The 26,094-nt window shown below is 71.9% G+C and carries 24 protein-coding genes; 20 read left to right on the top strand and 4 right to left on the bottom strand.

Annotation, left to right across the window (positions count from 1 at the left end):
• Positions 1 to 15 precede the first annotated feature (15 nt).
• The 6 genes from aroB to nusB all read left to right on the top strand — a co-directional run bounded on the left by aroB (position 16) and on the right by nusB (position 4,848).
• Positions 16 to 1,107, top strand: a complete 1,092-nt coding sequence (gene aroB, locus AB0I22_RS07600; protein ID WP_363129720.1) for a 3-dehydroquinate synthase — start codon at positions 16 to 18, stop codon at positions 1,105 to 1,107.
• A 14-nt stretch (positions 1,108 to 1,121) separates the two neighbouring features.
• A complete protein-coding gene (gene aroQ, locus AB0I22_RS07605; protein ID WP_363129792.1) occupies positions 1,122 to 1,580 on the top strand; it encodes a type II 3-dehydroquinate dehydratase in 459 nt (152 codons plus the stop codon).
• Between the two features lie 137 nt (positions 1,581 to 1,717).
• Entirely contained in the window at positions 1,718 to 2,602 is an 885-nt protein-coding gene (locus AB0I22_RS07610; protein ID WP_363129721.1) for an AAA family ATPase, read from the top strand.
• 75 nt (positions 2,603 to 2,677) lie between these two features.
• On the top strand, positions 2,678 to 3,796 hold the full coding sequence (locus tag AB0I22_RS07615; RefSeq protein WP_363129722.1) for an aminopeptidase P family protein: 1,119 nt from the start codon (positions 2,678 to 2,680) through the stop codon (positions 3,794 to 3,796).
• A gap of 48 nt (positions 3,797 to 3,844) precedes the next feature.
• Positions 3,845 to 4,411, top strand: a complete 567-nt coding sequence (efp, locus tag AB0I22_RS07620; protein ID WP_363129723.1) for an elongation factor P — start codon at positions 3,845 to 3,847, stop codon at positions 4,409 to 4,411.
• A gap of 2 nt (positions 4,412 to 4,413) precedes the next feature.
• A complete protein-coding gene (gene nusB / locus AB0I22_RS07625; protein WP_363129724.1) occupies positions 4,414 to 4,848 on the top strand; it encodes a transcription antitermination factor NusB in 435 nt (144 codons plus the stop codon).
• Positions 4,849 to 4,961: 113 nt separating this feature from the next.
• Here the strand turns inward: nusB and bldD are convergent, their stop codons facing one another.
• The gene (gene bldD, locus AB0I22_RS07630; protein ID WP_030879716.1) at positions 4,962 to 5,462 is read right to left on the bottom strand and encodes a transcriptional regulator BldD; all 501 of its coding nucleotides are present in this window, start codon (positions 5,460 to 5,462) and stop codon (positions 4,962 to 4,964) included.
• Between the two features lie 196 nt (positions 5,463 to 5,658).
• On the opposite strand from bldD, the gene pyrR reads away from it, so the two are divergent.
• The 13 genes from pyrR to metK all read left to right on the top strand — a co-directional run bounded on the left by pyrR (position 5,659) and on the right by metK (position 20,015).
• Entirely contained in the window at positions 5,659 to 6,270 is a 612-nt protein-coding gene (pyrR, locus tag AB0I22_RS07635; RefSeq protein ID WP_363129725.1) for a bifunctional pyr operon transcriptional regulator/uracil phosphoribosyltransferase PyrR, read from the top strand.
• A gap of 106 nt (positions 6,271 to 6,376) precedes the next feature.
• A complete protein-coding gene (locus AB0I22_RS07640) occupies positions 6,377 to 7,402 on the top strand; it encodes an aspartate carbamoyltransferase catalytic subunit (RefSeq protein WP_363129726.1) in 1,026 nt (341 codons plus the stop codon).
• Positions 7,403 to 7,404: 2 nt separating this feature from the next.
• Positions 7,405 to 8,691, top strand: a complete 1,287-nt coding sequence (locus AB0I22_RS07645) for a dihydroorotase (protein WP_363129727.1) — start codon at positions 7,405 to 7,407, stop codon at positions 8,689 to 8,691.
• Positions 8,688 to 9,251: a hypothetical protein gene (locus AB0I22_RS07650; protein ID WP_363129728.1), complete on the top strand. Its 564-nt coding sequence runs from the start codon at positions 8,688 to 8,690 to the stop codon at positions 9,249 to 9,251. Before AB0I22_RS07645 ends, AB0I22_RS07650 begins: the two co-directional genes overlap by 4 nt.
• Positions 9,248 to 10,399, top strand: a complete 1,152-nt coding sequence (carA, locus tag AB0I22_RS07655) for a glutamine-hydrolyzing carbamoyl-phosphate synthase small subunit (RefSeq protein ID WP_363129729.1) — start codon at positions 9,248 to 9,250, stop codon at positions 10,397 to 10,399. The genes AB0I22_RS07650 and carA overlap by 4 nt, the downstream gene beginning before the upstream one ends.
• Entirely contained in the window at positions 10,392 to 13,712 is a 3,321-nt protein-coding gene (gene carB / locus AB0I22_RS07660) for a carbamoyl-phosphate synthase large subunit (protein ID WP_363129730.1), read from the top strand. Before carA ends, carB begins: the two co-directional genes overlap by 8 nt.
• A gap of 93 nt (positions 13,713 to 13,805) precedes the next feature.
• Positions 13,806 to 14,915 (top strand): quinone-dependent dihydroorotate dehydrogenase, encoded by a 1,110-nt coding sequence (locus AB0I22_RS07665; RefSeq protein WP_363129731.1) that lies wholly within the window; start codon positions 13,806 to 13,808, stop codon positions 14,913 to 14,915.
• Complete coding sequence (gene pyrF / locus AB0I22_RS07670) at positions 14,912 to 15,763, top strand: orotidine-5'-phosphate decarboxylase (RefSeq protein ID WP_363129732.1); 852 nt, start codon at positions 14,912 to 14,914, stop codon at positions 15,761 to 15,763. Before AB0I22_RS07665 ends, pyrF begins: the two co-directional genes overlap by 4 nt.
• Before the next feature lie 214 nt (positions 15,764 to 15,977).
• Positions 15,978 to 16,301 (top strand): integration host factor, encoded by a 324-nt coding sequence (locus AB0I22_RS07675; protein ID WP_363129733.1) that lies wholly within the window; start codon positions 15,978 to 15,980, stop codon positions 16,299 to 16,301.
• Positions 16,302 to 16,339: 38 nt separating this feature from the next.
• A complete protein-coding gene (gmk, locus tag AB0I22_RS07680; RefSeq protein ID WP_363129734.1) occupies positions 16,340 to 16,945 on the top strand; it encodes a guanylate kinase in 606 nt (201 codons plus the stop codon).
• Between the two features lie 55 nt (positions 16,946 to 17,000).
• Positions 17,001 to 17,273: a DNA-directed RNA polymerase subunit omega gene (rpoZ, locus tag AB0I22_RS07685; RefSeq protein WP_030879741.1), complete on the top strand. Its 273-nt coding sequence runs from the start codon at positions 17,001 to 17,003 to the stop codon at positions 17,271 to 17,273.
• A 128-nt stretch (positions 17,274 to 17,401) separates the two neighbouring features.
• On the top strand, positions 17,402 to 18,619 hold the full coding sequence (gene coaBC / locus AB0I22_RS07690; RefSeq protein ID WP_363129735.1) for a bifunctional phosphopantothenoylcysteine decarboxylase/phosphopantothenate--cysteine ligase CoaBC: 1,218 nt from the start codon (positions 17,402 to 17,404) through the stop codon (positions 18,617 to 18,619).
• 172 nt (positions 18,620 to 18,791) lie between these two features.
• A complete protein-coding gene (metK, locus tag AB0I22_RS07695; RefSeq protein WP_363129736.1) occupies positions 18,792 to 20,015 on the top strand; it encodes a methionine adenosyltransferase in 1,224 nt (407 codons plus the stop codon).
• Positions 20,016 to 20,134: 119 nt separating this feature from the next.
• Here the strand turns inward: metK and AB0I22_RS07700 are convergent, their stop codons facing one another.
• Both AB0I22_RS07700 and AB0I22_RS07705 read right to left on the bottom strand, forming a co-directional pair.
• Positions 20,135 to 20,794 carry a DUF4360 domain-containing protein gene (locus AB0I22_RS07700; RefSeq protein WP_363129737.1) on the bottom strand — a complete coding sequence of 220 codons (660 nt, stop codon included), beginning with the start codon at positions 20,792 to 20,794 and terminating at the stop codon, positions 20,135 to 20,137.
• A 133-nt stretch (positions 20,795 to 20,927) separates the two neighbouring features.
• A complete protein-coding gene (locus AB0I22_RS07705; RefSeq protein WP_363129738.1) occupies positions 20,928 to 22,325 on the bottom strand; it encodes a hypothetical protein in 1,398 nt (465 codons plus the stop codon).
• A gap of 582 nt (positions 22,326 to 22,907) precedes the next feature.
• Between AB0I22_RS07705 and AB0I22_RS07710 the strand changes: the two genes are divergently transcribed.
• On the top strand, positions 22,908 to 25,076 hold the full coding sequence (locus AB0I22_RS07710; protein ID WP_363129739.1) for a primosomal protein N': 2,169 nt from the start codon (positions 22,908 to 22,910) through the stop codon (positions 25,074 to 25,076).
• A gap of 171 nt (positions 25,077 to 25,247) precedes the next feature.
• Here the strand turns inward: AB0I22_RS07710 and AB0I22_RS07715 are convergent, their stop codons facing one another.
• Entirely contained in the window at positions 25,248 to 25,871 is a 624-nt protein-coding gene (locus AB0I22_RS07715; protein WP_363129740.1) for a hypothetical protein, read from the bottom strand.
• Between the last annotated feature and the right edge of the window lie 223 nt (positions 25,872 to 26,094).

Consider the following 26,094-nt stretch of genomic DNA (forward strand, 5'->3'; position numbering starts at 1 on the left):
CGCAGTGAGGAACGTATGACCGAGGCACCCACCCGTATCCAGGTCGCCGGCAGCGCGGGCAGCGCGCCGTACGAGGTCCTGGTCGGCCGGCAGCTGCTGGGCGAACTGCCCTCGCTGATCGGCCCCGCGGCCAAGCGCGTCGCGATCCTGCACCCCGAGGCGCTCGCCGAGACCGGCGCGGTGCTGCGCGAGGACCTGGCCGCCCAGGGGTACGAGGCCATCGCGATCCAGCTGCCGAACGCCGAGGAGGCCAAGACCGTCGAGGTCGCGGCGTACTGCTGGAAGGCGCTCGGCCAGACCAACTTCACCCGCACCGACGCCATCGTCGGCGTCGGCGGCGGCGCCACCACCGACGTCGCGGGGTTCGTCGCCGCGACCTGGCTGCGCGGGGTGCGCTGGATCGCGGTGCCCACCACCGTGCTGGGCATGGTCGACGCGGCGGTCGGCGGCAAGACCGGGATCAACACCGCCGAGGGCAAGAACCTCGTCGGCGCCTTCCACCCGCCGGCCGGCGTGCTGTGCGACCTGGCGGCGCTGGACTCGCTGCCCGTGCACGACTACGTCAGCGGCCTCGCCGAGATCATCAAGGCGGGCTTCATCGCCGACCCGGCCATCCTCGACCTCATCGAGGCGGACCCGGCGGCGGCCCGCACCCCCGGCGGCCCGCACACCGCCGAGCTCGTCGAACGCTCCATCCGGGTCAAGGCCGAGGTCGTCTCCTCGGACCTCAAGGAGTCCGGGCTGCGCGAGATCCTCAACTACGGGCACACCCTGGCCCACGCGATCGAGAAGAACGAGCGCTACAACTGGCGGCACGGCGCGGCCGTCTCCGTGGGCATGGTCTTCGCCGCCGAACTCGGCCGGATCGCCGGGCGGCTGGACGACGCCACCGCCGACCGGCACCGCGCGGTCCTGGAGTCCGTCGGACTGCCGGTGACCTACCGCGGCGACCAGTGGCCCAAGCTGCTGGACACCATGAAGGTCGACAAGAAGTCGCGCGGTGACCTGCTGCGCTTCATCGTGCTCGACGGGCTGGCCAAGCCGACCGTGCTGGAAGGGCCCGATCCGGCGATGCTGCTGGCCGCACACTCAGAGATCGCAGCGTGAGCGGCGTGAGCGAGATGGGCGCGAAGGGTACGAACCCGCGCCGGGTGCTGGTCCTCAACGGCCCCAACCTCGGCCGCCTCGGCTCCCGCGAGCCCGACGTCTACGGCGCGACCTCGTACGCCGGCCTCGTCGAGACCTGCACCGCGCTGGGCGCGGAGCTCGGCTTCGACGTCGACGTCCGCGAGACCAACGACGAGGGGGAGCTGATCCGCTGGCTCCACGAGGCCGCGGACGGCCGCCTTCCGGTGGTCATCAACCCCGGGGCCTTCACCCACTATTCGTACGGAATGCGCGACGCGGCTGCCCAGCGCACCGCGCCCCTGATCGAGGTGCACATCTCCAACCCGCACGCCCGCGAGGAGTTCCGGCACAACTCCGTCATCGCGGCCGTCGCCAGCGGCACCGTCGCGGGCTTCGGCATCGGCTCGTACCGCCTCGCGCTGCGCGCCCTCGCCGACGAACTCGCAGGCTGACGGCGTACGCGGGCACGCGGCGGGCTCCCGGGCCGTTCACACTCCGACGGCCGCGGCGGGTACTCTCCGGTACCGGCCCGGCCTCGCGGCCGCTTGACACGGCGCCAGACGCCCGCACGAGACGGAGTGCCACCGGAATGCAGTACGCAGTGGGAGCTCCGCAGCCCCCGGCCCCCGGGCAGGGAACCGGCGCCGGCGGGCACGGCGACGCGGTACACCCCGCCCCGCCGCCGCCCGGCCCGGTCGCGGCGGGCCCCGGTGGGCACGTACCGCCGCCGACGCCTCCGGTCGCGCCCGTACCGCCTCCCGCGCCTCCCGCCGCGCCCATACCGCCGGCAGTGCCTGCGCCCCCCGCGGCGCCCGGCTGGGAGGCCCACCAGCCGCCGACCGAGCCGGGCGGTCAGGTCCGGCTCCCGACCGGCGCGTTGGTGCCGGTGCCCGGCACGGCCGCGGCGGACGCCGCGCACGCTGCCGTGGCGGTGCTGCTGATCGGGCCCGCCGGGGCGGGCAAGACCACCGTGGCGCGCCACTGGGCGGACACCCGACGCGTCCCCACGGCCCACATCAGCCTCGACGACGTCCGCGAATGGGTGCGGTCGGGCTTCGCCGACCCCCAGTCCGGATGGAACGAGCACTCCGAGGCCCAGTACCGGCTCGCGCGCCGCACCTGCGGCTTCGCCGCCCGAAACTTCCTCGCCAACGGCATCTCCTGCGTCCTGGACGACGCCGTCTTTCCGGACCGCCCCGTCGTCGGCCTCGGCGGCTGGAAGCGCCACGTCGGCCCCGGCCTGCTGCCCGTCGTCCTGCTGCCCGGCCTGGAGGTCGTCCTGGAGCGCAACGCCGCCCGGTCCGGCAACCGCCGCCTCAGCGACGAGGAGGTCGCCCGCATCCACGGCCGGATGGCCGGCTGGTACGGCTCCGGGCTGCCCATCATCGACAACACCCAGCAGGACGTGGCGACCACCGCCCGCCTCCTGGACGACGTGGTGGCCCGCTCACTGGCCTCCCCGCCCAGCTGGTAGCCCCGGGCGGCGGGCCGCCGCCCGGTCGGACGCGCTGAACCGGCCGACCCGGGCCGGTGATCGTAGGCTCGGCGCATGTCCGAGGTGTACGAGGCCCGACGCACCCGTCTGCGCGACCGGTGCGCCGCCGCCGGCAGCGAGTCCGCCCTGGTGTCCCGTCCCGCCAACGTCCGCTACCTGGCCGGCGGCGTGCCGGCCGGAGCCGTCCTCCTCCTCGGTCCGCCCGGCAGCGACCAGGACCTGCTGATGTGCCCCCAGGACCCCTTCGGGGACCCGCGGCCGGCGGGCCGGCCCGCCGAGGGGCTGCGGGTCGCCGTCCTGCCCGCCCCGGACGCGGACCCCGCCGTCGCCGCCGCGGCCCGCGCCACGGCGGCCGGCACGGGCTCGCTCGCCGTCGAGGAGCACCATCTGAGCGTCGCCCAGTACCGGGCGGTGTGCTCGGTCGTGCCGGGGATGCGGCTGGCCGACCTCGGCCGCGCGGTGGAGCAGCAGCGGGTCGTCAAGGACGAGGAGGAGATCTCCTGCCTGCGCATCGCCGCGGAGATCACCGACCAGGCGCTGGGCGAACTCCTCGAATCGATTCTGGTCGGCCGCACCGAGCGGCACCTGGCGCTGGAGCTGGAGCGCCGCCTCGTGGACCACGGCGCGGCCGGGCCGGCCTTCGCGACCTCGGTGGGCGCGGGGCCGCACTCGGGCTCGGCGGACCACCAGCCGACGGACCGCCGGGTGGAGGAGGGGGACTTCCTCAGCGTCCGGTTGGGGGCCGACTACGGCGGCTACCGCTGTGAGATCGGCCGTACGTTCGTCATCGGCACCTCGCCGGCGTCCTGGCAGATCGAGCTGTACGAGCTGGTGTTCGCGGCGCAGCGGGCGGGCCGGGAGGCGCTCGCGCCGGGTGTGGCGTGCCGGGATGTGGACCGGGCCGCGCGCCAGGTATTGCAGGCCGCGGGCCATGGTGAGGGGCTCGAAGCGCGCACCGGCCATGGGGTGGGGCTCGAAATTGACGAGGACCCTCGGCTTGAGCCCGCGGCCATGGGTAAACTGGATGCCTGCGTGCCGGTCACCGTCGAACCGGGGGTTCACCTCCCGGGACGGGGTGGTGTCCGGATCGATGACACGCTCGTCGTCCGCTCCGAGGCGGACGGCGGCCCCGAGCTACTCACCATTACGACCAAGGAGCTGCTCGCGCTCTAGCGCGCGCCTCCTGGTTCCACCAGCTTCAGTCCAGGAGATTCCGCAACCGTGGCATCCACGAACGACCTCAAGAACGGCATGGTGCTCAAGCTCGACGGGGGCCAGCTCTGGTCCGTCGTCGAGTTCCAGCACGTCAAGCCCGGTAAGGGCCCCGCCTTTGTGCGCACCAAGCTGAAGCACGTGCTCTCCGGCAAGGTCGTCGACAAGACGTTCAACGCCGGTACCAAGGTCGAGACGGCCAATGTCGACAAGCGCGGCATGCAGTTCTCGTACAAGGACGGCGACAACTTCGTGTTCATGGACACGGAGACCTACGACCAGCTCTTCATCGCGCCGGAGGTCGTCGGCGACGCCGCGCGGTTCCTCCTTGAGGGCTTCGAGGCCGTCGTCGCGGTGTACGAGGAGAACCCCCTCTACGTCGAGCTGCCGGCCTCCGTCGAGCTCGTCATCAAGTACACCGAGCCCGGTGTGCAGGGCGACCGCTCCACCGGTGGTTCCAAGCCGGCCGAACTGGAGACCGGCTACGAGATCGCGGTCCCGCTCTTCATCACCACCGGTGAGAAGATCAAGGTCGACACCCGTTCCGGTGAGTACCTCGGTCGGGTGAACAGCTAACCGTGGCTGCCCGTAACAAGGCCCGCAAACGCGCCTTCCAGATCCTCTTCGAGGCCGATCAGCGCGGTACGTCCGTGCAGAACGTGCTCGCGGACTGGATACGGCATTCCCGCTCGGACGACCGGCAGCCGCCGGTCACCGAGTACACGATGCAGCTCGTCGAGGGGTACGCGGAGTTCGCGCCCCGGATCGACGAGCTGATCGCCGACTACGCGGTCGACTGGACGCTCGACCGGATGCCGGTGGTCGACCGGAACATCCTGCGGCTCGGCACGTACGAGCTGGTCTGGGAGGACGAGACGCCGGACGCGGTGGTGATCGACGAGGCGGTGCAGCTCGCCAAGGAGTTCTCCACCGACGATTCGCCCGCGTTCGTCAACGGCCTTCTCGGCCGTTTCAAGGAGCTCAAGCCGAGCCTGCGGCGCGATACGCGGTAGCACGGCAGCACCATGCAGGACCGCCGCCCTCGGCGGAACCCGGAAGGGGTTCCGCCGAGGGCGGCGGCACGTTTCTGCAGGGGTGCGGCGAGACGATCGAGGCCTGAGGGGCTTCAGAGGTCTTCGTGCTGCACGGCGCGGCGTGCGTCGGCGTCGAGCACGCCCCAGCTGATCAGCTGCTCGGTCAGCACCGACGGCGACTGGTCGTAGATGACGGCGAGGGTGCGCAGGTCGTCCTGGCGGATCGAGAGCACCTTGCCGTTGTAGTCGCCGCGCTGGCTCTGGATCGTGGCCGCGTACCGCTGCAGGGGACCGGCCTTCTCGGCCGGCACGTGGGCCAGCCGCTCCAGGTCGAGCACCAGCTTCGGCGGCGGCTCGGCGGCTCCGCCGGGCGTGGTGCCGGGCAGCAGCTCCTGCACCGGGACGCCGTAGAAGTCGGCCAGCTCGGCCAGGCGCTGCACGGTGACGGCTCGGTCGCCGCGCTCGTACGAACCGACGACCACGGCCTTCCAACGGCCCTGGGACTTCTCCTCGACGCCGTGCAGCGAGAGGCCCTGCTGGGTGCGGATGGCGCGAAGCTTGGCTCCGAGCTGTTTGGCGTATTCGCTGGACATAAAGCTCCCCGGACGAAGACTGGTAACTCACTGTGAGGTTACGCAGCGTAATCTCACTTCGTCAAGCCGAACGGTCCATGCCGTCCCCCGTCAGGGGTGTTGACGTCCGCCCCGTACGACCCTGGTAACGTGAATGGCGTAAACCCGACGTCCTTTAAGGTCCGTCCCGTGAGGCGGAGAAGGAGGTCCGTTTCTCATGGACACCAACAGCCCGGACACCAACGGTCCGGACGCGGCAGGCAGTCCGGAACCGGCACGCCCCGTGCTGGAAGCCCCGGACATCGCGCGGGTCCTCACCCGCATCGCCCACGAGATCGTCGAACGCGCCAAGGGCGCCGACGACGTGGTGCTGCTCGGCATCCCCACCCGCGGCGTCTTCCTCGCCGACCGGCTGGCCGCCAAGCTCGAAGAGATCACCGGCCGGAAGATGCCGGTCGGCTCCCTCGACATCACCATGTACCGCGACGACCTGCGGCTCCGCCCGGCCCGCGCCCTCGCCCGCACCGAGATCCCCGGTGACGGCGTCGACGGCCGCCTGGTGATCCTCGTCGACGACGTGCTCTTCTCCGGCCGCACCATCCGCGCCGCCCTCGACGCGCTCGGCGACATCGGCCGCCCGCGCGCCGTCCAGCTCGCGGTCCTCGTCGACCGGGGCCACCGCGAACTCCCGATCCGTGCCGACTACGTCGGCAAGAACCTCCCCACGTCGCTGCGGGAGACGGTCAAGGTCCAGCTCACCGAGGAGGACGGCCGCGACAGCGTGCTCCTCGGCGTCAAGCCCACCGCCCAGGCCGGCGGCGAGCGGTAGCGCCGACACACCCCCGCGGACCCGCCCGGCCGGTGCCCGCGGCTCTGTCTGCCTGCCTGCTCTGCGGGCATCCACGCACATCCTTAAGCACCCACGGAGTACCCGGATGAATCGTCACCTCATCTCGGCCGCCGACCTCACCCGCGACGACGCCGTACTGATCCTCGACACCGCCGAGGAGATGGCCCGGGTCGCGGACCGGCCGATCAAGAAGCTGCCCACGCTGCGCGGCCGGACCGTCGTCAACCTCTTCTTCGAGGACTCGACCCGCACCCGCATCTCCTTCGAGGCCGCCGCCAAGCGGCTCTCCGCCGATGTCATCAACTTCTCCGCCAAGGGCTCGTCGGTCTCCAAGGGCGAGTCGCTCAAGGACACCGCGCTGACCCTGGAGGCGATGGGCGCCGACGCAGTCGTCATCCGCCACCACGACTCCGGCGCGCCGCACCGCCTCGCCACCTCCGGCTGGATCGGCGGCTCCGTCGTCAACGCCGGCGACGGCACCCACGAACACCCCACCCAGGCGCTGCTCGACGCCTTCACCATGCGCCGCCACCTGGCGGGCGCGGCCGACGGCGGCCCGACCCACCACCGGGGGCCGGGCGACGGCACCGGCCGGGACCTCGCAGGGCGGCGGATCACGATCGTCGGGGACATCCTGCACAGCCGCGTCGCCCGCTCCAACGTCCACCTGCTGACGACGCTCGGCGCCCACGTCACCCTGGTCGCCCCGCCCACGCTGGTCCCGATCGGCGTCGGCCAGTGGCCCTGCGAGGTCTCCTACGACCTCGACGCCGTGCTGCCCAAGTCCGACGCCGTGATGATGCTGCGGGTGCAGCGCGAGCGGATGAACGCCGCGTTCTTCCCCACCGAGCGCGAGTACGCGCGCCGCTACGGGCTCGACGGCGAGCGGATGGCCCGGATGCCCGACCACGCCATCGTCATGCACCCCGGCCCGATGAACCGCGGCATGGAGATCACCGCCGAGGTCGCCGACTCCGTCCGCTGCACCGCGGTCGAACAGGTCGCCAACGGCGTCTCCATCCGGATGGCCGTCCTGTACCTGCTGCTCGGCGGCGCCCCGGCAGCCCCTTCGCACCCTTCGAACACCGCCCGCACCGAGGAGACCGAGTAACCATGAGCAAGATCCTTATCCGCGGTGCGCGCCCCCTCGGCGGCGAGCCGCAGGACGTGCTGATCGACGGCGGGACCATCGCGGCGGTCGGCCCCGACCTGGACGCCGCCGACGCCCATGTCGTCGAGGCCCGGGAGCAGATCCTGCTGCCCGGCCTCGTCGACCTCCACACCCATCTGCGCGAGCCCGGCCGCGAGGACTCCGAGACCGTCCTGACCGGCACCAAGGCCGCCGCCGTCGGCGGCTTCACCGCCGTGCACGCCATGGCCAACACCTTCCCCGTCGCCGACACCGCGGGCGTCGTCGAGCAGGTCTGGCGGCTCGGCAAGGAGTCCGGCTACTGCGACGTGCAGCCGATCGGCGCCGTCACCGTGGGCCTCGCGGGCAAGCAGCTCGCCGAGCTCGGCGCGATGCACGACAGCGCCGCGGGCGTGCGGGTCTTCTCCGACGATGGCAAGTGCGTGGACGACGCAGTGATCATGCGCCGCGCGCTGGAGTACGTGAAGGCCTTCGACGGCGTCGTCGCCCAGCACGCGCAGGAGCCCCGGCTCACCGAGGGCGCCCAGATGAACGAGGGCGTCGTCTCCGCCGAGCTGGGCCTCGGCGGCTGGCCCGCCGTCGCCGAGGAGTCGATCATCGCCCGCGATGTGCTGCTCGCCGCGCACGTCGGCTCGCGCGTGCACATCTGCCACCTCTCCACGGCCGGCTCCGTCGAGATCGTGCGCTGGGCCAAGTCCAAGGGCTGGGCCGTCACCGCCGAGGTCACCCCGCACCACCTGCTGCTGACCGACGAGCTCGTACGGTCGTACAACCCGGTCTACAAGGTGAACCCGCCGCTGCGCACCGAGGCCGACGTGCTGGCCCTGCGCGAGGCGCTCGCCGACGGCACCATCGACTGCGTCGCCACCGACCACGCCCCGCACCCGCACGAGGACAAGGACTGCGAGTGGGGGGCCGCGGCCATGGGCATGGTCGGCCTGGAGACCGCGCTCTCCGTCGTCCAGCACACGATGGTCGACACCGGCCTCCTCGACTGGCACGGCGTCGCCGACCGGATGTCGGCGCGCCCCGCGGACATCGGCCGGCTCCGCGGCCACGGCCGCCCCATCGCCGTCGGGGAGCCCGCCAATCTCACCCTCCTCGATTCCGCTTACCGTGGACCTGTGGACCCCGCGGGCTTCGCCTCCCGCAGCCGCAACACCCCCTACGAGGGCCGCGAGCTGCCGGGGCGCGTCACCCACACCTTCCTGCGGGGCCGGGCAACGGTCGTGGACGGGAAGCTGACGTGAGACTTTCGACAATCCTCGCTGCGGAGCAGAAGTCGCAGGAGGTCACCGACTGGGCCGGACGGATCGGCTGGGTCGTCGGGCTGCTGCTCTTCATCTCGCTCGTCTACTGGCTGATGCGCGAGGGCTGGAAGTGGCGCGGCTCGCTCCAGGGCGACCTGCCCGAGCTGCCCGTCGCGCCCGAGGCGCCGGGCGAGCCCCGGCTGGCCATGACCGGCCGCTACCACGGCTCGACCACGGCCGGGCAGTGGCTCGACCGCATCGTCGCCCGGGGCCTGGGCACCCGCAGCCGCGTCGAGCTCACCCTGACGGACGCGGGCCTGGACGTCGTGCGCCCCGGAGCGCAGGACTTCTTCATCCCCGCGGACCGGCTGCGCGGCGCCCGGCTCGACAAGGGCATCGCGGGCAAGGTCCTCGCCGAGGGCGGCCTGCTGATCGTCACCTGGGAGCACGGCGGCAAGGAGCTCGACTCCGGGTTCCGCTCCGACCAGGCGACCGAGCACCCGGCGTGGACCGAGGCCGTCAACACCATGATCAACGCAACGGAAGGCACCGCACGATGACGACCTCCAAGCCGGGGAACGCCTCGCAGAGGCGAGGGGCGGCCCCCGCCGTACTCGTCCTGGAGGACGGCCGCAGCTTCCGCGGCCGCGCCTACGGGGCCGTGGGGGAGACCTTCGGCGAAGCGGTCTTCAACACCGGCATGACCGGCTACCAGGAAACGCTGACCGACCCCTCGTACCACCGCCAGGTCGTGGTCATGACCGCGCCGCACATCGGCAACACCGGGGTCAACGACGAGGACGACGAGTCCCGGCGGATCTGGGTCGCGGGCTATGTGGTGCGCGACCCCGCCCGTACGCCGTCCAACTGGCGCTCCCGGCGCACGCTGGACGAGGAGCTGGCCGGGCAGGGCGTCGTCGGGATCTCCGGCGTCGACACCCGCGCCCTCACCCGCCACCTGCGCGAGCGCGGCGCCATGCGGGCCGGCATCTTCTCCGGCGAGAGCGTCGCCGACGAGGCGGCGCTGCTCGCCCGCGTCCGGGAGGCCCCGCGGATGACGGGCGCCGACCTCGCCGCCGAGGTCGCGACCGCGGAGCCGTACGTCGTGCCCGCGATCGGCGCCAAGAAGTTCACGGTCGCCGCCGTCGACCTGGGCATCAAGGGCATGACCCCGCACCGGATGGCCGAGCGCGGCATCGAGGTGCACGTGCTGCCGGCGACCGTCACGGCCGAGCAGCTGTACGCGGTGGAGCCCGACGGCGTGTTCCTCTCCAACGGGCCGGGCGACCCGGCCACCGCGGACCTGACCGTGGTCAAGGAGGTGCTGGCGCGGCGGACCCCGCTCTTCGGCATCTGCTTCGGCAACCAGATCCTGGGCCGCGCGCTAGGCTTCGGCACGTACAAGCTCAAGTACGGCCACCGCGGCATCAACCAGCCCGTGCAGGACCGCACCACCGGCAAGGTCGAGATCACCGCGCACAACCACGGATTCGCCGTCGACGCGCCGCTCGACGCGGTCTCCGAGACCCCCTACGGCCGCGCCGAGGTCTCCCACGTCTGCCTCAACGACGGCGTGGTCGAGGGCCTCCAGCTGCTCGACCGGCCGGCCTTCAGCGTCCAGTACCACCCCGAGGCAGCAGCCGGACCGCACGACGCGGCCTACCTGTTCGACCGCTTCGTCCAGCTCATGGAGGGCCAGCGTGCCTAAGCGCTCCGATATCCAGTCCGTCCTGGTCATCGGCTCCGGCCCGATCGTGATCGGTCAGGCCGCGGAGTTCGACTACTCCGGTACCCAGGCGTGCCGCGTGCTCAAGGCCGAGGGCCTGCGCGTCATCCTGGTCAACTCCAACCCGGCCACGATCATGACCGACCCGGAGATCGCCGACGCCACGTACGTCGAGCCGATCACCCCCGAGTTCGTCGAGAAGATCATCGCCAAGGAGCGCCCCGACGCGCTGCTGCCCACCCTCGGCGGCCAGACCGCGCTCAACACCGCGATCTCCCTGCACGAGGCCGGCACGCTCCAGGCGTACGACGTCGAGCTGATCGGCGCCAACGTCGAGGCGATCAACAAGGGTGAGGACCGCGACCTGTTCAAGGGCGTCGTCGAGGCCGTCAACGCCAAGATCGGGTACGGCGAGTCGGCCCGCTCCGTCATCTGCCACTCCATGGACGACGTCCTCGCGGGCGTCGAGCAGCTCGGCGGCTACCCCGTCGTCGTCCGCCCCTCCTTCACCATGGGCGGCGCGGGCTCCGGCTTCGCGCACGACGAGGACGAGCTGCGCCGCATCGCCGGCCAGGGGCTCACGCTCTCGCCGACCACCGAGGTGCTCCTGGAAGAGTCCATCCTCGGCTGGAAGGAGTACGAGCTGGAGCTGATGCGCGACCGCAACGACAACGTCGTGGTCGTCTGCTCCATCGAGAACTTCGACCCGATGGGCGTGCACACCGGCGACTCGATCACCGTCGCCCCGGCGATGACGCTCACCGACCGCGAGTACCAGCGGCTGCGGGACGTCGGCATCGCGATCATCCGCGAGGTCGGCGTCGACACCGGCGGCTGCAACATCCAGTTCGCGATCGACCCGGACGACGGCCGCGTCATCGTCATCGAGATGAACCCGCGCGTCTCCCGCTCCTCGGCGCTGGCCTCGAAGGCGACCGGCTTCCCGATCGCCAAGATCGCGGCCCGGCTCGCGGTCGGCTACACCCTGGACGAGATCCCGAACGACATCACCGAGCAGACCCCGGCGTCCTTCGAGCCCACGCTCGACTACGTCGTGGTCAAGGTGCCCCGCTTCGCGTTCGAGAAGTTCCCGGCCGCCGACGCCACCCTCACCACCACCATGAAGTCGGTGGGCGAGGCCATGGCGATCGGCCGCAACTTCACCGAGGCGCTGAACAAGGCGCTCCGCTCGCTGGAGAAGAAGGGCTCGCAGTTCGACTTCTCCGACGTGCCCGGCGCCATCGGCGAGAAGGCGGAGCTGCTGGCCGAGGCGGGGATTCCCACCGACGGCCGGATCAACACCGTCATGCGGGCCATCCGCGCCGGGGCCACGCAGCGCGAGGTCTTCGACGCCACGAGGATCGACCCGTGGTTCGTCGACCAGCTCTTCCTGATCAACGAGATCGCGGACGAGATCGCGGCGGCCGAGAAGCTGGAGCCGGGGATTCTCGGCGAGGCCAAGCGGCACGGCTTCTCCGACGCCCAGATCGCGGAGATCCGCGGGCTGAGCGAGGACGTCGTGCGCGAGGTGCGGCACGCGCTGGGCGTGCGGCCGGTCTACAAGACGGTCGACACCTGCGCCGCCGAGTTCGCCGCCCGCACCCCGTACTTCTACTCCTCCTACGACGAGGAGAGCGAGGTCGCGCCGCGCGAGAAGCCCGCTGTGATCATCCTCGGCTCGGGGCCCAACCGCATCGGCCAGGGCATCGAGTTCGACTACTCCTGCGTGCACGCCTCCTTCGCGCTCTCCGACGCCGGGTACGAGACCGTGATGGTCAACTGCAACCCGGAGACCGTCTCCACCGACTACGACACCTCCGACCGGCTCTACTTCGAGCCGCTCACCCTGGAGGACGTCCTGGAGATCGTCCACGCGGAGACCCTCGCGGGCCCCGTCGCGGGCGTCATCGTCCAGCTCGGCGGCCAGACCCCGCTGGGCCTCGCCCAGGCGCTCAAGGACAACGGCGTGCCGATCGTGGGCACCTCGCCGGAGGCCATCGACCTGGCCGAGGAGCGCGGCGCGTTCGGCCGGGTGCTGACCGAGGCCGGGCTGCCCGCGCCGAAGTACGGCACCGCCTTCTCCTTCGCGGAGGCCAAGGACATCGCCGCCGAGATCGGCTACCCGGTCATGGTCCGCCCCAGCTACGTGCTGGGCGGGCGCGGCATGGAGATCGTCTACGACGAGCCGTCGCTGGGCGGGTACCTGGAGCGCCACGCCGGGCTGATCGACCAGCACCCGGTCCTCATCGACCGGTTCCTCGACGACGCCATCGAGATCGACGTGGACGCGCTCTACGACGGTCACGAGCTCTACCTCGGCGGCGTCATGGAGCACATCGAGGAGGCCGGCATCCACTCCGGCGACTCCGCGTGCGCGCTGCCCCCGATCACCCTCGGCGGCTACGACATCAAGCGGCTGCGGACCTCCACGGAGGCCATCGCCAAGGGCGTCGGCGTGCGCGGGCTGATCAACATCCAGTTCGCGATGGCCGGGGACATCCTCTACGTCCTCGAAGCCAACCCGCGCGCCTCCCGCACGGTCCCCTTCACCTCGAAGGCGACCGCCGTGCCGCTGGCCAAGGCCGCCGCCCGCATCTCGCTGGGCGCGACCGTCGCCGAGCTGCGCGCGGAGGGCATGCTCCCGAAGACCGGGGACGGCGGCACGCTGCCGCTGGACGCGCCGATCTCCGTCAAGGAGGCCGTGCTGCCCTGGTCGCGCTTCCGGGACGCCTCCGGCCGCGGCGTGGACACCGTCCTCGGCCCGGAGATGCGCTCCACGGGCGAGGTCATGGGCATCGACTCGGTCTTCGGCACCGCGTACGCGAAGTCGCAGGCCGGCGCGTACGGGGCGCTGCCCACCAAGGGCCGGGCCTTCGTCTCCGTCGCCAACCGCGACAAGCGCTCGATGATCTTCCCGGCCCGTGAACTGGTCGCGCACGGCTTCGAGCTGCTCGCCACCTCCGGCACGGCCGAGGTGCTGCGGCGCAACGGCATCAAGGCCACCGTGGTGCGCAAGCAGAGCGAGGGGGAGGGGCCGAACGGCGAGAAGACGATCGTCCAGCTCATCCACGACGGCCAGGTCGACCTGATCGTCAACACCCCGTACGGCACCGGCGGCCGCCTCGACGGCTACGACATCCGTACGGCCTCCGTGGCCCGCGGCGTCCCCTGCCTGACCACGGTGCAGGCGCTCGCCGCCGCCGTGCAGGGCATCGAGGCGCTGACCCGCGGCGACGTCGGGGTGCGCTCCCTCCAGGACCACGCGGAACATCTGACCGCGGCGCGCGAGGCGTAGAGCGGAAGAGGGGGACACCGGCCGGTGTCCCCCTCTTCGCGAGACCCCCTCTCTTCGTGATTCCCGTGCAGCCCTATGCCTAGAAGGCCCGATATGTACCGAATCTTCTTCAAGCTGATCTTTCGACGCATGGACCCGGAGGCCGCCCACCACCTCGCCTTCGCCTGGATCCGCGGCGCCGCCCGCGTCCCCGTCCTGCGCACCCTCCTCGCCGCCCTCCTCGCGCCGCGCCACAAGGCGCTGCGCATCGAGGCCCTGGGACGGCGGATGCACGGCCCCTTCGGCCTCGCCGCCGGATTCGACAAGAACGCCGTCGCCATCGACGGCATGACGATGCTCGGCTTCGACCACGTCGAGATCGGCACGGTCACCGCCCAGCCGCAGCCCGGCAACCCCAAGAAGCGCCTCTTCCGCCTCGTGCGGGACCGCGCGCTGATCAACCGTATGGGATTCAACAACGAAGGCTCCGCGGCCGTCTCCGCCCGCCTGGCGGCCCGCAACCCCGTCTTCAAGACCACCGTCGGCGTCAACATCGGCAAGACCAAGGCCGTACCGGAGGCGGGTGCCGTCGCCGACTACGTCGCCTCCACCGAGCGCCTCGCCGCCCACGCCGACTACCTCGTCGTCAACGTCAGCTCGCCGAACACCCCCGGCCTGCGCGACCTCCAGGCCGTCGGCCACCTGCGCCCGCTGCTCTCCGCCGTGCGCGAGGCCGCCGACCGCACCGTGCCCGGCCGCCGCGTCCCCCTCCTGGTCAAGATCGCCCCCGACCTCGCCGACGAGGACATCGACGCCGTCGCCGACCTCGCCGTCGAACTCGGCCTGGACGGCGTCATCGCCACCAACACCACCATCGCCCGCGACGGCCTCGGCCTGAAGACCGCCCCGGCCCTGACCAAGGAGACCGGCGGCCTGTCCGGACAGCCGCTGAAGGCCCGCTCCCTGGAGGTCCTGCGCCGCCTGTACGCCCGGGTGGGCGACCGGATCACCCTGATAGGGGTCGGCGGCGTCGAGAGCGCCGACGACGCCTGGGAGCGCATCCTGGCCGGCGCCACCCTCGTCCAGGGCTACAGCGCCTTCATCTACCAGGGCCCCTTCTGGTGCCGCACCGTCCACCGCGGCCTCGCCGAGCGCCTCGCCGCCAGCCCGTACGCCACCCTCGCCGACGCCGTCGGCGCCGAGCACCGGAAGGTGACCGCATGACCACAGCCCCGGAGCCCTTCGGAGCCCGCCTGCGCCGGGCCATGGACGAGCGCGGCCCGCTGTGCGTAGGCATCGACCCGCACCCCTCGCTGCTCGCCGACTGGGGGCTCGGCGACGACATCGCGGGGCTGGAGACCTTCACCCGTACGGCCGTGGCGGCGCTCGCCGACCGGGTCGCCGTCCTCAAGCCGCAGTCCGCCTTCTTCGAGCGCTTCGGCTCGCGCGGCATCGCCGTCCTGGAACGGGCCGTCGCCGACGCCCGCGCCGCGGGCGCCCTGGTCCTCATGGACGCCAAGCGCGGTGACATCGGTTCCACCATGGCCGCGTACGCCGCGACCTACCTCGACCCGGCGAGCCCGCTCTTCTCCGACGCCGTCACCCTCAGCCCGTACCTCGGCTACGGCTCGCTGCGCCCGGCGCTGGACCTGGCCCGCGAGAGCGGCGCGGGCGTCTTCGTGCTGGCGCTCACCTCCAACGCGGAGGGCGCCGAGGTCCAGCACGCCGTACGGGCCGACGGCGCGAGCGTCGCCGCCACGATGCTCGGCCACCTGCGGGACGAGAACGCGGGCGCGGCGCCCATGGGCTCGTACGGCGCCGTCGTCGGCGCGACGCTGGGCGACACGCTCGGCGCGGCCGGCGTCGATCCGGCGATCAACGGTCCGCTGCTCGCCCCCGGCATCGGTGCGCAGGGCGCGACCCCCGCCGACCTCCCGCGGGTCTTCGGCGCGGCCGTGCGCGACGTCGTCCCGAGCGTCAGCCGGGGGGTGCTGCGGCACGGCCCGGACGCGGCCGGACTGCGGGCTTCCGCCGCGCGGTTCGCCGAAGAAGTGCGCGCGGCGGTCGGCTGACGTCAAAATTGTTGGTTGTTATGTCCTGAAAAGTACTGGTCGAGCGAGTCTGACCAGGAGTTTTCACCTGTTCTCGCTGACTGGAGCGGGATCGGCCGCTAGTCTCCGACGAGAGCGAACGTGCAAGCGCGTTGCTCGTTGCTCCGTAGGTGTGGGGCGACTAGGTTCCTCACCGGTCCGTATCCGACAGTTCGACATCCGAGGTGACGTAGGCGTGGCTCTTCCGCCCCTTACCCCTGAACAGCGCGCAGCCGCGCTAGAAAAGGCCGCCGCGGCTCGCCGGGAGCGCGCCGAGGTCAAGAATCGACTCAAGCACTCCGGCGCCTCGCTGCATGACGTCATCGAGCAGGGACAGAAGAACGACGTCATCGGCAAGATGAAGGTCTCAGCCCTGCTTGAGTCGCTCCCCGGCGTGGGCAAGGTCCGCGCCAAGCAGATCATGGAGCGACTCGGCATTTCCGAAAGCCGCCGCGTCCGCGGTCTCGGCTCCAACCAGATCGCCGCGTTGGAGCGTGAGTTCGGCGGCAAGGCGGCCTGACGTTCCCAGGCACTCCTGGGAACCGGGATAATCGCTGCATGAGTACACCAGTCTCCCGGGGGACGGCCCCCGTCCCTCCGGCCAGACGTCCGCGGCTGACCGTGCTCTCCGGCCCCTCCGGGGTCGGCAAGAGCACGGTCGTCGCGCATATGCGCAAGGTCCACCCCGAGGTATGGCTCTCGGTCTCCGCCACCACCCGCAAGCCGCGGCCGGGTGAGCGGGACGGGGTGCAGTACTTCTTCGTGGACGACGAGGAGTTCGACAAGCTCATCGCCAACGGCGAACTGCTGGAGTGGGCCGAATTCGCGGGCAACCGCTACGGCACGCCCCGGCGGGCGGTCCTGGAACGGCTGGAGGCGGGCGAGCCCGTCCTCCTGGAGATCGACCTCCAGGGCGCCCGGCTCGTCCGCGAGTCGATGCCCGAGGCCCGGCTGACCTTCCTCGCCCCGCCGAGCTGGGACGAGCTGGTGCGCCGGCTCACCGGCCGGGGCACGGAGGCGCCCGAGGTCATCGAGCGCCGGCTGGCGGCCGCCAAGGTGGAGCTGGCCGCCGAGGCCGAGTTCGACACCACCCTTGTCAACACCTCCGTCGAGGACGTAGCCCGTGAGCTGCTAGCCTTGATGCTGAATGACTCCGGGGAGTGATCCCCGACAACTCTGGGGGACGACCCCCGCAGTACGACGCAGCGGAAGGCAGAGCGTGTCCTCTTCTATGACCGCGCCCGAGGGCATCATCAACCCGCCGATTGATGAGCTGCTTGAGGCAACCGACTCGAAGTACAGCCTCGTGATCTACGCCGCCAAGCGCGCGCGCCAGATCAACGCGTACTACTCGCAGCTCGGCGAGGGCCTGCTGGAGTACGTCGGCCCGCTGGTGGACACCCACGTCCACGAGAAGCCGCTGTCGATCGCGCTCCGCGAGATCAACGCGGGCCTGCTGACCTCGGAGGCCATCGAGGCCCCGGCGCAGTAGAGCTCTCAGCACGAACGTCCCATCCACGGGCCCGGCAGCGCGACTGCCGGGCCCGTGGTGTGTCATGGGTACCTGCGGGGCCTGCACGCGGCAGGCGGTACCGAGAAGCGCGGGGAGAAGCAAGAGCCATGGAGAAGCAGGACAAGCCCAAGGTCGTCCTGGGGGTGGGCGGCGGCATCGCCGCCTACAAGGCGTGCGAACTGCTGCGCCGCCTCACCGAATCGGGCCACGCGGTACGGGTCGTGCCGACCGCCTCGGCGCTGCACTTCGTCGGCGAGGCCACCTGGTCGGGGCTGTCCGGCAGCCCCGTCTCCACCGAGGTGTGGGACTCGGTGCACGAGGTGCCGCACGTACGGATCGGGCAGGGCGCCGACCTCGTGGTCGTCGCCCCCGCCACCGCCGACCTGCTCGCCAAGGCCGCCCATGGCCTCGCCGACGACCTGCTGACCAACACCCTCCTCACCGCCCGCTGCCCGGTCGTCTTCGCGCCCGCCATGCACACCGAGATGTGGGAGCACCCGGCCACCCAGGAGAACGTCGCCACCCTGCGGCGGCGCGGCGCCCTCGTCATCGAGCCCGCCGTGGGCCGGCTCACCGGCGTCGACACCGGCAAGGGCCGCCTCCCCGACCCCGCGGAGATCTTCGAGGTCTGCCGCGGCGTCCTGGCCCGCGGCCCGGAGGCCGCGCGCGCCGACCTCGCGGGCCGCCATGTGGTCGTCTCCGCCGGCGGCACCCGCGAGCCGCTGGACCCGGTGCGCTTCCTCGGCAACCGCTCCTCCGGCAAGCAGGGCTACGCCCTCGCCCGTACGGCCGTGGCGCGCGGCGCCCGGGTGACGCTCATCGCGGCCAACTCCGGGCTGCCGGACCCGGCCGGGGCCGATGTGGTGCGGGTCGGCACGGCCGTGGAGCTGCGGGAGGCGGTGCTGGAGGCCGCTGTGGATGCTGATGCAGTAGTGATGGCCGCGGCGGTAGCCGATTTCCGGCCAGTTCAGTACGCCCAGGGGAAGATTAAAAAGAAGGACGGCCAGGATCCCGCCCCTATCGATCTCACCCGCAATCCTGACATTTTGGCGGAGATCTCCGCGTCCCGGGCGCGTCCGGGACAGATCATCGTCGGATTCGCCGCCGAAACCGACGACGTACTCGACAACGGCCGCGCGAAACTCGCCCGAAAGGGCTGTGACCTGCTCGTTGTCAACGAAGTCGGAGAACGTCGCACTTTTGGCTCCGAGCAGAACGAGGCCGTCGTGCTCGCCGCCGACGGAACCGAGACTTCCGTGCCGTATGGGCCCAAGGAGGCGCTGGCCGACACGGTCTGGAGCCTGGTCGCACCCCGTCTGGCCTGAGCGGATCGAGCGCCGTTCGAGGGTGTCGCAGGTCACGACGTTCCCATAGACCGAGACGCGATGCCCAGCTCAGGAGAAGGCCGGATAAACTGGCTCCGGACCGGCGTCGGGCGCAGCCCCCGACCGGTCCGTCAATGATCAGCCAGCAGCCGCTGCAACCCCAGGGAGCGATGTGTCCCGCCGCCTGTTCACCTCGGAGTCCGTGACCGAGGGTCACCCCGACAAGATCGCTGACCAGATCAGCGACACGATCCTCGACGCTCTCCTCAAGGAGGACCCGTCCTCGCGGGTCGCCGTTGAGACGTTGATCACCACCGGCCAGGTACACGTGGCCGGTGAGGTGACGACGAAGGCATACGCGCCGATCGCCACGCTCGTGCGCAACAAGATCCTCGACATCGGCTACGACTCGTCCAAGAAGGGCTTCGACGGAGCCTCCTGCGGCGTGTCCGTATCCATCGGGGCCCAGTCCCCGGACATCGCGCAGGGCGTCGACGACGCCTATGAGAAACGAGTCGGGGGCGTCGACGAGGGCGACGAGGGCGACGCGCTCGACCAGCAGGGCGCGGGCGACCAGGGCCTGATGTTCGGCTACGCCTGCGACGAGACGCCCGAGCTGATGCCGCTGCCCATCAACCTGGCGCACCGGCTCTCGCGCCGCCTCTCGGAGGTCCGCAAGAACGGGACCATCCCGTACCTGCGCCCCGACGGCAAGACCCAGGTGACCATCGAGTACGACGGCAACAAGGCCGTCCGCCTCGACACCGTCGTCGTCTCCTCCCAGCACGCCTCGGACATCGACCTGGACTCGCTGCTGGCACCGGACATCCGGGAGTTCGTGGTCGAGCACGTCCTGGGCGAGCTGCTGCAGGACGGCATCAAGCTCGAAACCGAGAACTACAAGCTGCTGGTGAACCCGACCGGACGCTTCGAGATCGGCGGCCCGATGGGCGACGCCGGCCTCACCGGCCGGAAGATCATCATCGACACCTACGGCGGCATGTCCCGCCACGGCGGCGGCGCCTTCTCCGGCAAGGACCCGTCCAAGGTCGACCGCTCGGCCGCGTACGCCATGCGCTGGGTCGCCAAGAACGTCGTCGCCGCCGGCCTCGCCTCGCGCTGCGAGGTCCAGGTCGCGTACGCGATCGGCAAGGCCGAGCCGGTCGGCCTGTTCGTGGAGACCTTCGGCACCGCGACCGTGGACGTGGAGAAGATCGAGACGGCCATCTCGGACGTCTTCGACCTCCGCCCCGCCGCGATCATCCGCGACCTCGACCTGCTGCGCCCGATCTACGCGCAGACCGCCGCGTACGGGCACTTCGGACGCGAGCTCCCGGACTTCACGTGGGAGCGCACGGACCGCGTGGACGCACTGCGCCGGGCCGCGGGGCTGTAACCCTCCTCGCGCCGGAGCCTGGCCGCTTCGCCCCGCCGATCGTTCACGTCCGATCGGCGGGGCGAAGTGCTGCGCGCGGACTGCGAGAAGCGCTACGCGCGAGGCGCTGGGGGCGGGGGTTACCGCTTGGGGCACTTCTTCCACGCGAAGTGGTACAGCGTGTTGATGCTGCCGTCGGTGGAGTCCATCGCCATGTAGCTGGTGAGCTTGGGGTCCGCGTTCTTGCCGTCGACCCGCAGCTCGGTGTTGATGTTGAAGTAGCGCTGTTCGCCACAGGGCGCGTAGACGCGCGCGTCGAGCTCGGTCTCGTCCGAGGTCTGCCAGTTGGCGTCGTACGGGCCGGTGAACCGGTGGCTCAGGCGCGCGGTCTGCTGGGACCCCTGGAAGTAGTACCCGGCCTGCTCCAGCCCGGTGGCCTTGGCCGCGAGCGAGGCGTAACCGCGGTAGTCGGCGCGGGCGATGGCGTACGTGAAGCCCTGCGGCACGTGCACGTTCAGCGCGATCTGGCAGTTCTTGCGGGAGTCGGTGGGTTTGCTGTCCTTGCCCGCCTGGGCGAGGTACTCGCTGTACGTCACGGTGAACGCGGTGTTGTCCGGGGCGACCGCCACGGCGGCGCTGCCGGGGCGGCAGCCGGACCCGTTGACCGCGGCGACGGTGATCGTGATCTTGCCGTCGGGCGGCGGCACGTCGTCGCCGCCCCGCGCCGCCGAGGAGGGAGCGGTCGATCCGATGAGGAGCAACGACGCCGCGACGGCACCAACACCCAGGGTACGGAGCATGGGCTCTTCCTTCCGGTCGTCCTGGTCCCCGCGGCGCGGGGACGGCAGGCGAGGAATGACGAGGGCATGCCAGCACGGGGATCACGGATCGGACCCCGCTCGCCCCGAGGTCGGTGCGAACCTACGCCTTGATTCAGCCGGTGGGGGGCTGGGGGGTGTCTGGATCTGTGTACGGGGCATGGGGCGTGGGGCTGCTGGGGCCGCTGGGACCGGGGCCGTGGTCGGGGCCAGGTTCGCCGTCGGGGCCGGGGGCGTCGGCGCCAGGCCTGTTGGCATCCGGCGCGTCGGGGCCCGGTTCGTCGAAACCTGATGCGCCGAAGCCCGGTTCGTCGGAATCAGGCTTGTCGGAGCCCGGTGGGGGCGTCGGGGCGTCGAAGCGGCGGCGGATCTCGTCGGCGGCGTCCGGCGCGTTCGCGGCATCGAGGTCATTCGCGATCCGGCGGGCGAACAGCGCGCGATCGGCAGCGTCCTCGGCCATGCCGGCCTGGTCCATCAGCTTGTTCAGCAGGTCGGACAACCCCGTGTCGCCCGACGGGTCGTCACCGGCGAAGAGGCCGTCCGCTGGAGGCGGCTGCCCGAACGGACCCGGCCATGCCCCGGCGAACCGCGGCGCCGGTTCCGGCTCGGGACGCGCCCCGGGCACCAGCCGCTGGAAGGGCTCGGGGATGTCCTCGTTGTTGGCGGCGGAGGTGAGCTGGGTCGCGCCGAGCGTGAGTCGGCCCACGTCACCGATGTGCTGAGCCCACTGCTCGGCCAACGGCAATATGTCCTCGGGGTGGTCGGTACGCAGGCGCTGTTCGGTGAAACAGAGGATCGGCTCGATGCGCTCGTCGTTGGTGAGCGCCCTGCCCTGGATGCGCGAAGTCAGTTGGAAATAGAAGTTGTTGATCTGAAGGCCAGGGCCTGTGTTGAGCGGACCGCTCGAATTCTGTATGTACGCCCCAAGTTCTCCCTGGAAATTGCCGATCCCGCCCCGCTGCCCGGTGTTGCTCACTGACGGCCCATTGGCCGTATCCGCCTTCTTCTTACGCGTGTCGGGACGCTTGTCCAGCGCGGCCAGCTCCGGGACCCGTCGGACCAGCCGGTCTCCCAGCCGGGCGAGGTCGGTGGCGGACGTACGCTGGGAGAACCGCTCGAACTGGCACTCCGCCAGCCTGGCCAGCGTCCTCGGCAGCCGTCGGACATCGAGCTGCTCCGTCTTCCGTTCGAGCAGGACCGGTACGACCAGTACCCCGCACTCGAATGCCTCCTCCAACTCGCGGCGAACCCAGTCCACGGGATTGTTCAGCGCCCTGCGCCCCTTTCGTTTCGGGTCGGGGGCGTCGAGCCAGTCCGGGCCGATGAGCACCAGCAGAACGCTGCTGCGCCGTACCTTGCTGTCAAGGATCTCGACATAGTTGGAGCCCAACTCGATGGAGCCCCCGGCGAGGAATACGCTGCCGTCCCCGAATCGCTCTTCCAGCACCCGCTTGAATTCATGGGCGGTTGCCTTGGCGCCCATGACGCGGAAGTTGATGAAGACCTCGTGCATGATGTGCGTCCTCTCGGAGAGGCGTATGGGTCACAGCGCTGGATGATTCCGGGGCCATATCTGTACCGACCCGTTGCGCGGTCGCTGTCCTCGGCGACCGCGTGCGCAGCGCGTCGGCTGGAAGCCGGGCCGTCTCCCAATCGAGGGCTTCGGCGGCGCGGCACGGGCGGCGGAGTCCGTGCAGGCAACAACCGGTGAACATCGAGATGCGTCGGGCAGATGGGACGTGCCGAGCATCGACGACGACGGTTTCGCGGCGTCGAGGGCGACCACCTTGCGGCCAGCCGTCGTCTGCGCAGTTCGCGTCCGAACTCGTAGGGCTGCTCCGGCATTTCGACCCCCGTACTCCGTGCGCCGGGCAGCTGGCGTTCGCCGCGAGTAGCGTGCGGCAGGCCGCTCGGCGGAACAAGGCGAATGGGGACGTTTCCCGTTTCCTGTTCAGATTGCCGTGTGGGGCTTCCCCGGGGGTTTCCCGGTGGGAACGCAACAGGAAGGACCCCTGGGTGTCGATACGCCCCGGGCCGTACCCGGCCGCCGTTCGCGGGGCGGGGAGTGTCGGTGGTGTCTGCTAAGACTGGAGCTGTGAGCAGCGAGAACGGGCGGCCGGAGCGGGAGCCGGCGCAGGCGGACGCGGCCCCGGCGGGTGATCCCGCCGGGGGAGAGCAGCTCGCGCTCATTCGGGAGACCGTGCGCGAGGCGAAGAAGCCGCGGGCCAAGCCGCGTACCTGGCGGGGCGCCGAGCTCGCCGCGGACCGGCCCGTCGCCCGGGTCCTGGTGGACAAGGGGCTCATCCACCTCGACCAGTTCTTCGACTACGCCGTGCCCGAGGCCATGGACGCCGAGGCGCGGCCCGGCGCCCGGGTGCGGGTGCGGTTCGGGGCCCGCGTCGCCAAGGGGCGCCGCGAGGGCGGCGAGCTGCACAACGGCTTCATCGTCGAGCGCCGGGCGGAGAGCGACTACCGCGGTCCGCTCGCCCCCATCGCCCAGGTCCTCTCCCCGGAGCCGGTGCTCGGTCCCGAGCTGCTGGCGCTGTGCCGCGCCGTCGCCGACCGCTACGCGGGCACGCTCGCCGACGTCGTCCAGCTCGCCGTACCGCCCCGCCGCGCCCGCCCCGAGGCCGAGCCCCTGTCCGAACCGCTGCCTCCGCCCGCCCCGCCCGAGCCCGGCAGCTGGTCCCGGTATCCGACCGGCCCCGCCTACCTCGACGCCGTCCGCCGGGGCGAGCGCCCGCGCGCCGTATGGACCGCGCTGCCCGGCCCGCACTGGCCCCAGGAGCTGGCCCGTGCCGCCGTCGCGGCCCTCGCCGCCGGCCGCGGCGCGCTGATCGTCGTGCCGGACGGGCGCACCGCCGCCCGCGTGGACGCCGCGCTGACCGCGCTGCTCGGCGACGGCCGGCACACGCTGCTCACCGCGGACGCCGGGCCCGAGGTGCGCTACCGCCGCTGGCTCGCCGTCAGCCGCGGCAGCGTACGGGCGGTGGTCGGCACCCGCGCCGCGATGTTCGCGCCCGTACGGGACCTCGGCCTCGTCGCGATCTGGGACGACGGTGACGCCAGCCACAGTGAGCAGCACGCACCGCAGCCGCACGCGCGCGAGGTGCTGCTGCTGCGCGCCGCGCACGAGAAGGCGGCCTTCCTGCTCGGCGGCCACGGCTGCACGGTCGAGGCCGCCCAGCTCGTGGAGACCGGCTGGGCGCTGCCGCTGGCCGCCGACCGCGCCCAGGTGCGCGCCGCCGCCCCCATGATCCGTACGGTCGGCGACGGCGACCAGGCGCGCGACGAGGCGGCGCGCGCCGCGCGGCTGCCCACCCTGGCCTGGCAGGCGGTGCGGGAGGGCCTCAAGAGCGGACCGGTGCTCGTACAGGTGCCGCGCCGGGGGTACGTACCGCGGCTGGCCTGCGAGCGGTGCCGCGAGCCCGCGCGGTGCCGGCACTGCGCGGGCCCTTTGGAGGCGCGTGGCGGCGACGGCGAACTGCACTGCGGATGGTGCGGGCGCGAGACCCGCGACTGGCACTGCGGCGAGTGCGGCGGCTTCCGGCTGCGGGCCCAGATCGTCGGGGCCCGGCGCACCGCCGAGGAGCTGGGCAGGGCGTTCCCCGCCGTGCCCGTACGGACCTCCGGGCGCGACCACATCCTGGACACCGTGCCAGACGGGCCCGCCCTCATCGTCTCGACGCCGGGCGCGGAGCCCGTCGCCGAAGCGGGGTACGCGGCAGCCCTGCTCCTCGACGGCTGGGCGCTCCTCACCCGCCCCGACCTGCGCGCGGGCGAGGAGGCGCTGCGCCGCTGGCTGGGTGCGGCGGCCCTGGTGCGGGGGCAGGAGGCGGGCGGCACGGTGGTCGTCGTCGCCGAGCCCACCCTGCGGCCCGTACAGGCGCTGGTGCGCTGGGACCCGGCCGGGCACGCGGTGCGGGAGCTCGCGGACCGCGCCGAGCTGGGGTTCCCGCCCGTCTCGCGGATGGCCGCGGTGGCCGGCCCGCCGGAGGCCGTGGCAGACCTGATCGAGGTGGCCGAACTCCCCGGCGACGCCGAGGTGCTGGGCCCGGTCGAGCTGCCCGTGACCGAGGCCGGACGGCCGCGCCGTACGGGCGACCCGCCCCCGGGGGAGCGGTGGGAACGGGCGCTGCTGCGGGTGCGTCCCGGCAACGGGGCCGCGCTGGCCGCCGCGCTGAAGACGGCGCAGGCGGCCCGGCTGGCGCGCCGCGAGGGGGCCCCGGTGCGTATCAGGATCGATCCGCCGGACATCGGCTGACGGGCCGTCGGAGAGTGAGCCGGTGGGGCGGTGGGTCGGGCAGTGAGTCGGTCGGCGACGGGGGAGCGGTTGAAGCGGCGCTGCCCCGCGGTCCGGCGCGGGCCGGGCCTCGGGGCAGTTGAAGGACTGGCAGGGGGTGGGGAGTTGACGGGGAGCGGAGTGAGTGTGAGTTCAGCCGTTGCGGGGGCCGGGGAAGGCGCTCGGCCGCGGCTCGTCCCGCAGTGCCGAGTCCCGCAGCGCCCCGTCGCGCAGACCGGGCTCCCGCAGGCCCGAATCCCGCAGGCCCGAGTCCCTCAGCCCCGAATCCCGCAGCGCCGGAGCCGGCTGCCCCGGCATGGCGCGGGCGGCGGGTACGGCGGGGAGCTGGGGGCCGACGGATACGGCCGGCAGTCCGGCCGCATCCGTCGTACGGGCCGGCTCGCCGCCGCCGGCCGTGTTCTGCGCGCCGGCCCGGCGGGTGCCGTAACGCCGGTGCACCGCCTGCTTGGTGACGCCGAGCGCCGAACCCACCGCGTCCCACGAGAAGCCCAGCGAGCGGTCGAAGTCCACCGCCGCGGTGACGAGTGTCTCGATGCTGTCGCGCAGCTCCTGCGCGAGCCGTACGGTCGGTGCGGGCGCCCGCCCGTACACGACGAAGCCCGCGGACGGGCCGGTGCGCCGCGGGCGGTAGACGTTTCCGAGCTGGGCGGTGAGGGTGCGCAGTGCGTCCACCTGTCGGCGGACCCGCTCGATATCCCGCACCAGCAGATGCAGGCTGGCCCGTGCCTGGGCGTCGTGGGTTGCGTGGTCGGCCATGAACAAGCCTCTCGAACCGGCGTGGAATGCTGAATAGGGAAGGTGCGATAGGGAAGGTGGAACGCGGACATCAGGGCAGTGAGTCGGCTGGCCATCGGAAGCGAACGAGGGCCGGACCGTGCCGTGGCCCGTTCCGGTCAATCTCTCTTGACCTCAACGCGAGACGTGCCTTGTGGGTCACGGTGAGGGGGCGTACGGCCTGCGCGGCGGGGCGCGAATTGAC

Origin of the sequence: Streptomyces sp. NPDC050610 (genome assembly GCF_040654875.1) — a bacterium.
Taxonomy (GTDB): domain Bacteria; phylum Actinomycetota; class Actinomycetes; order Streptomycetales; family Streptomycetaceae; genus Streptomyces.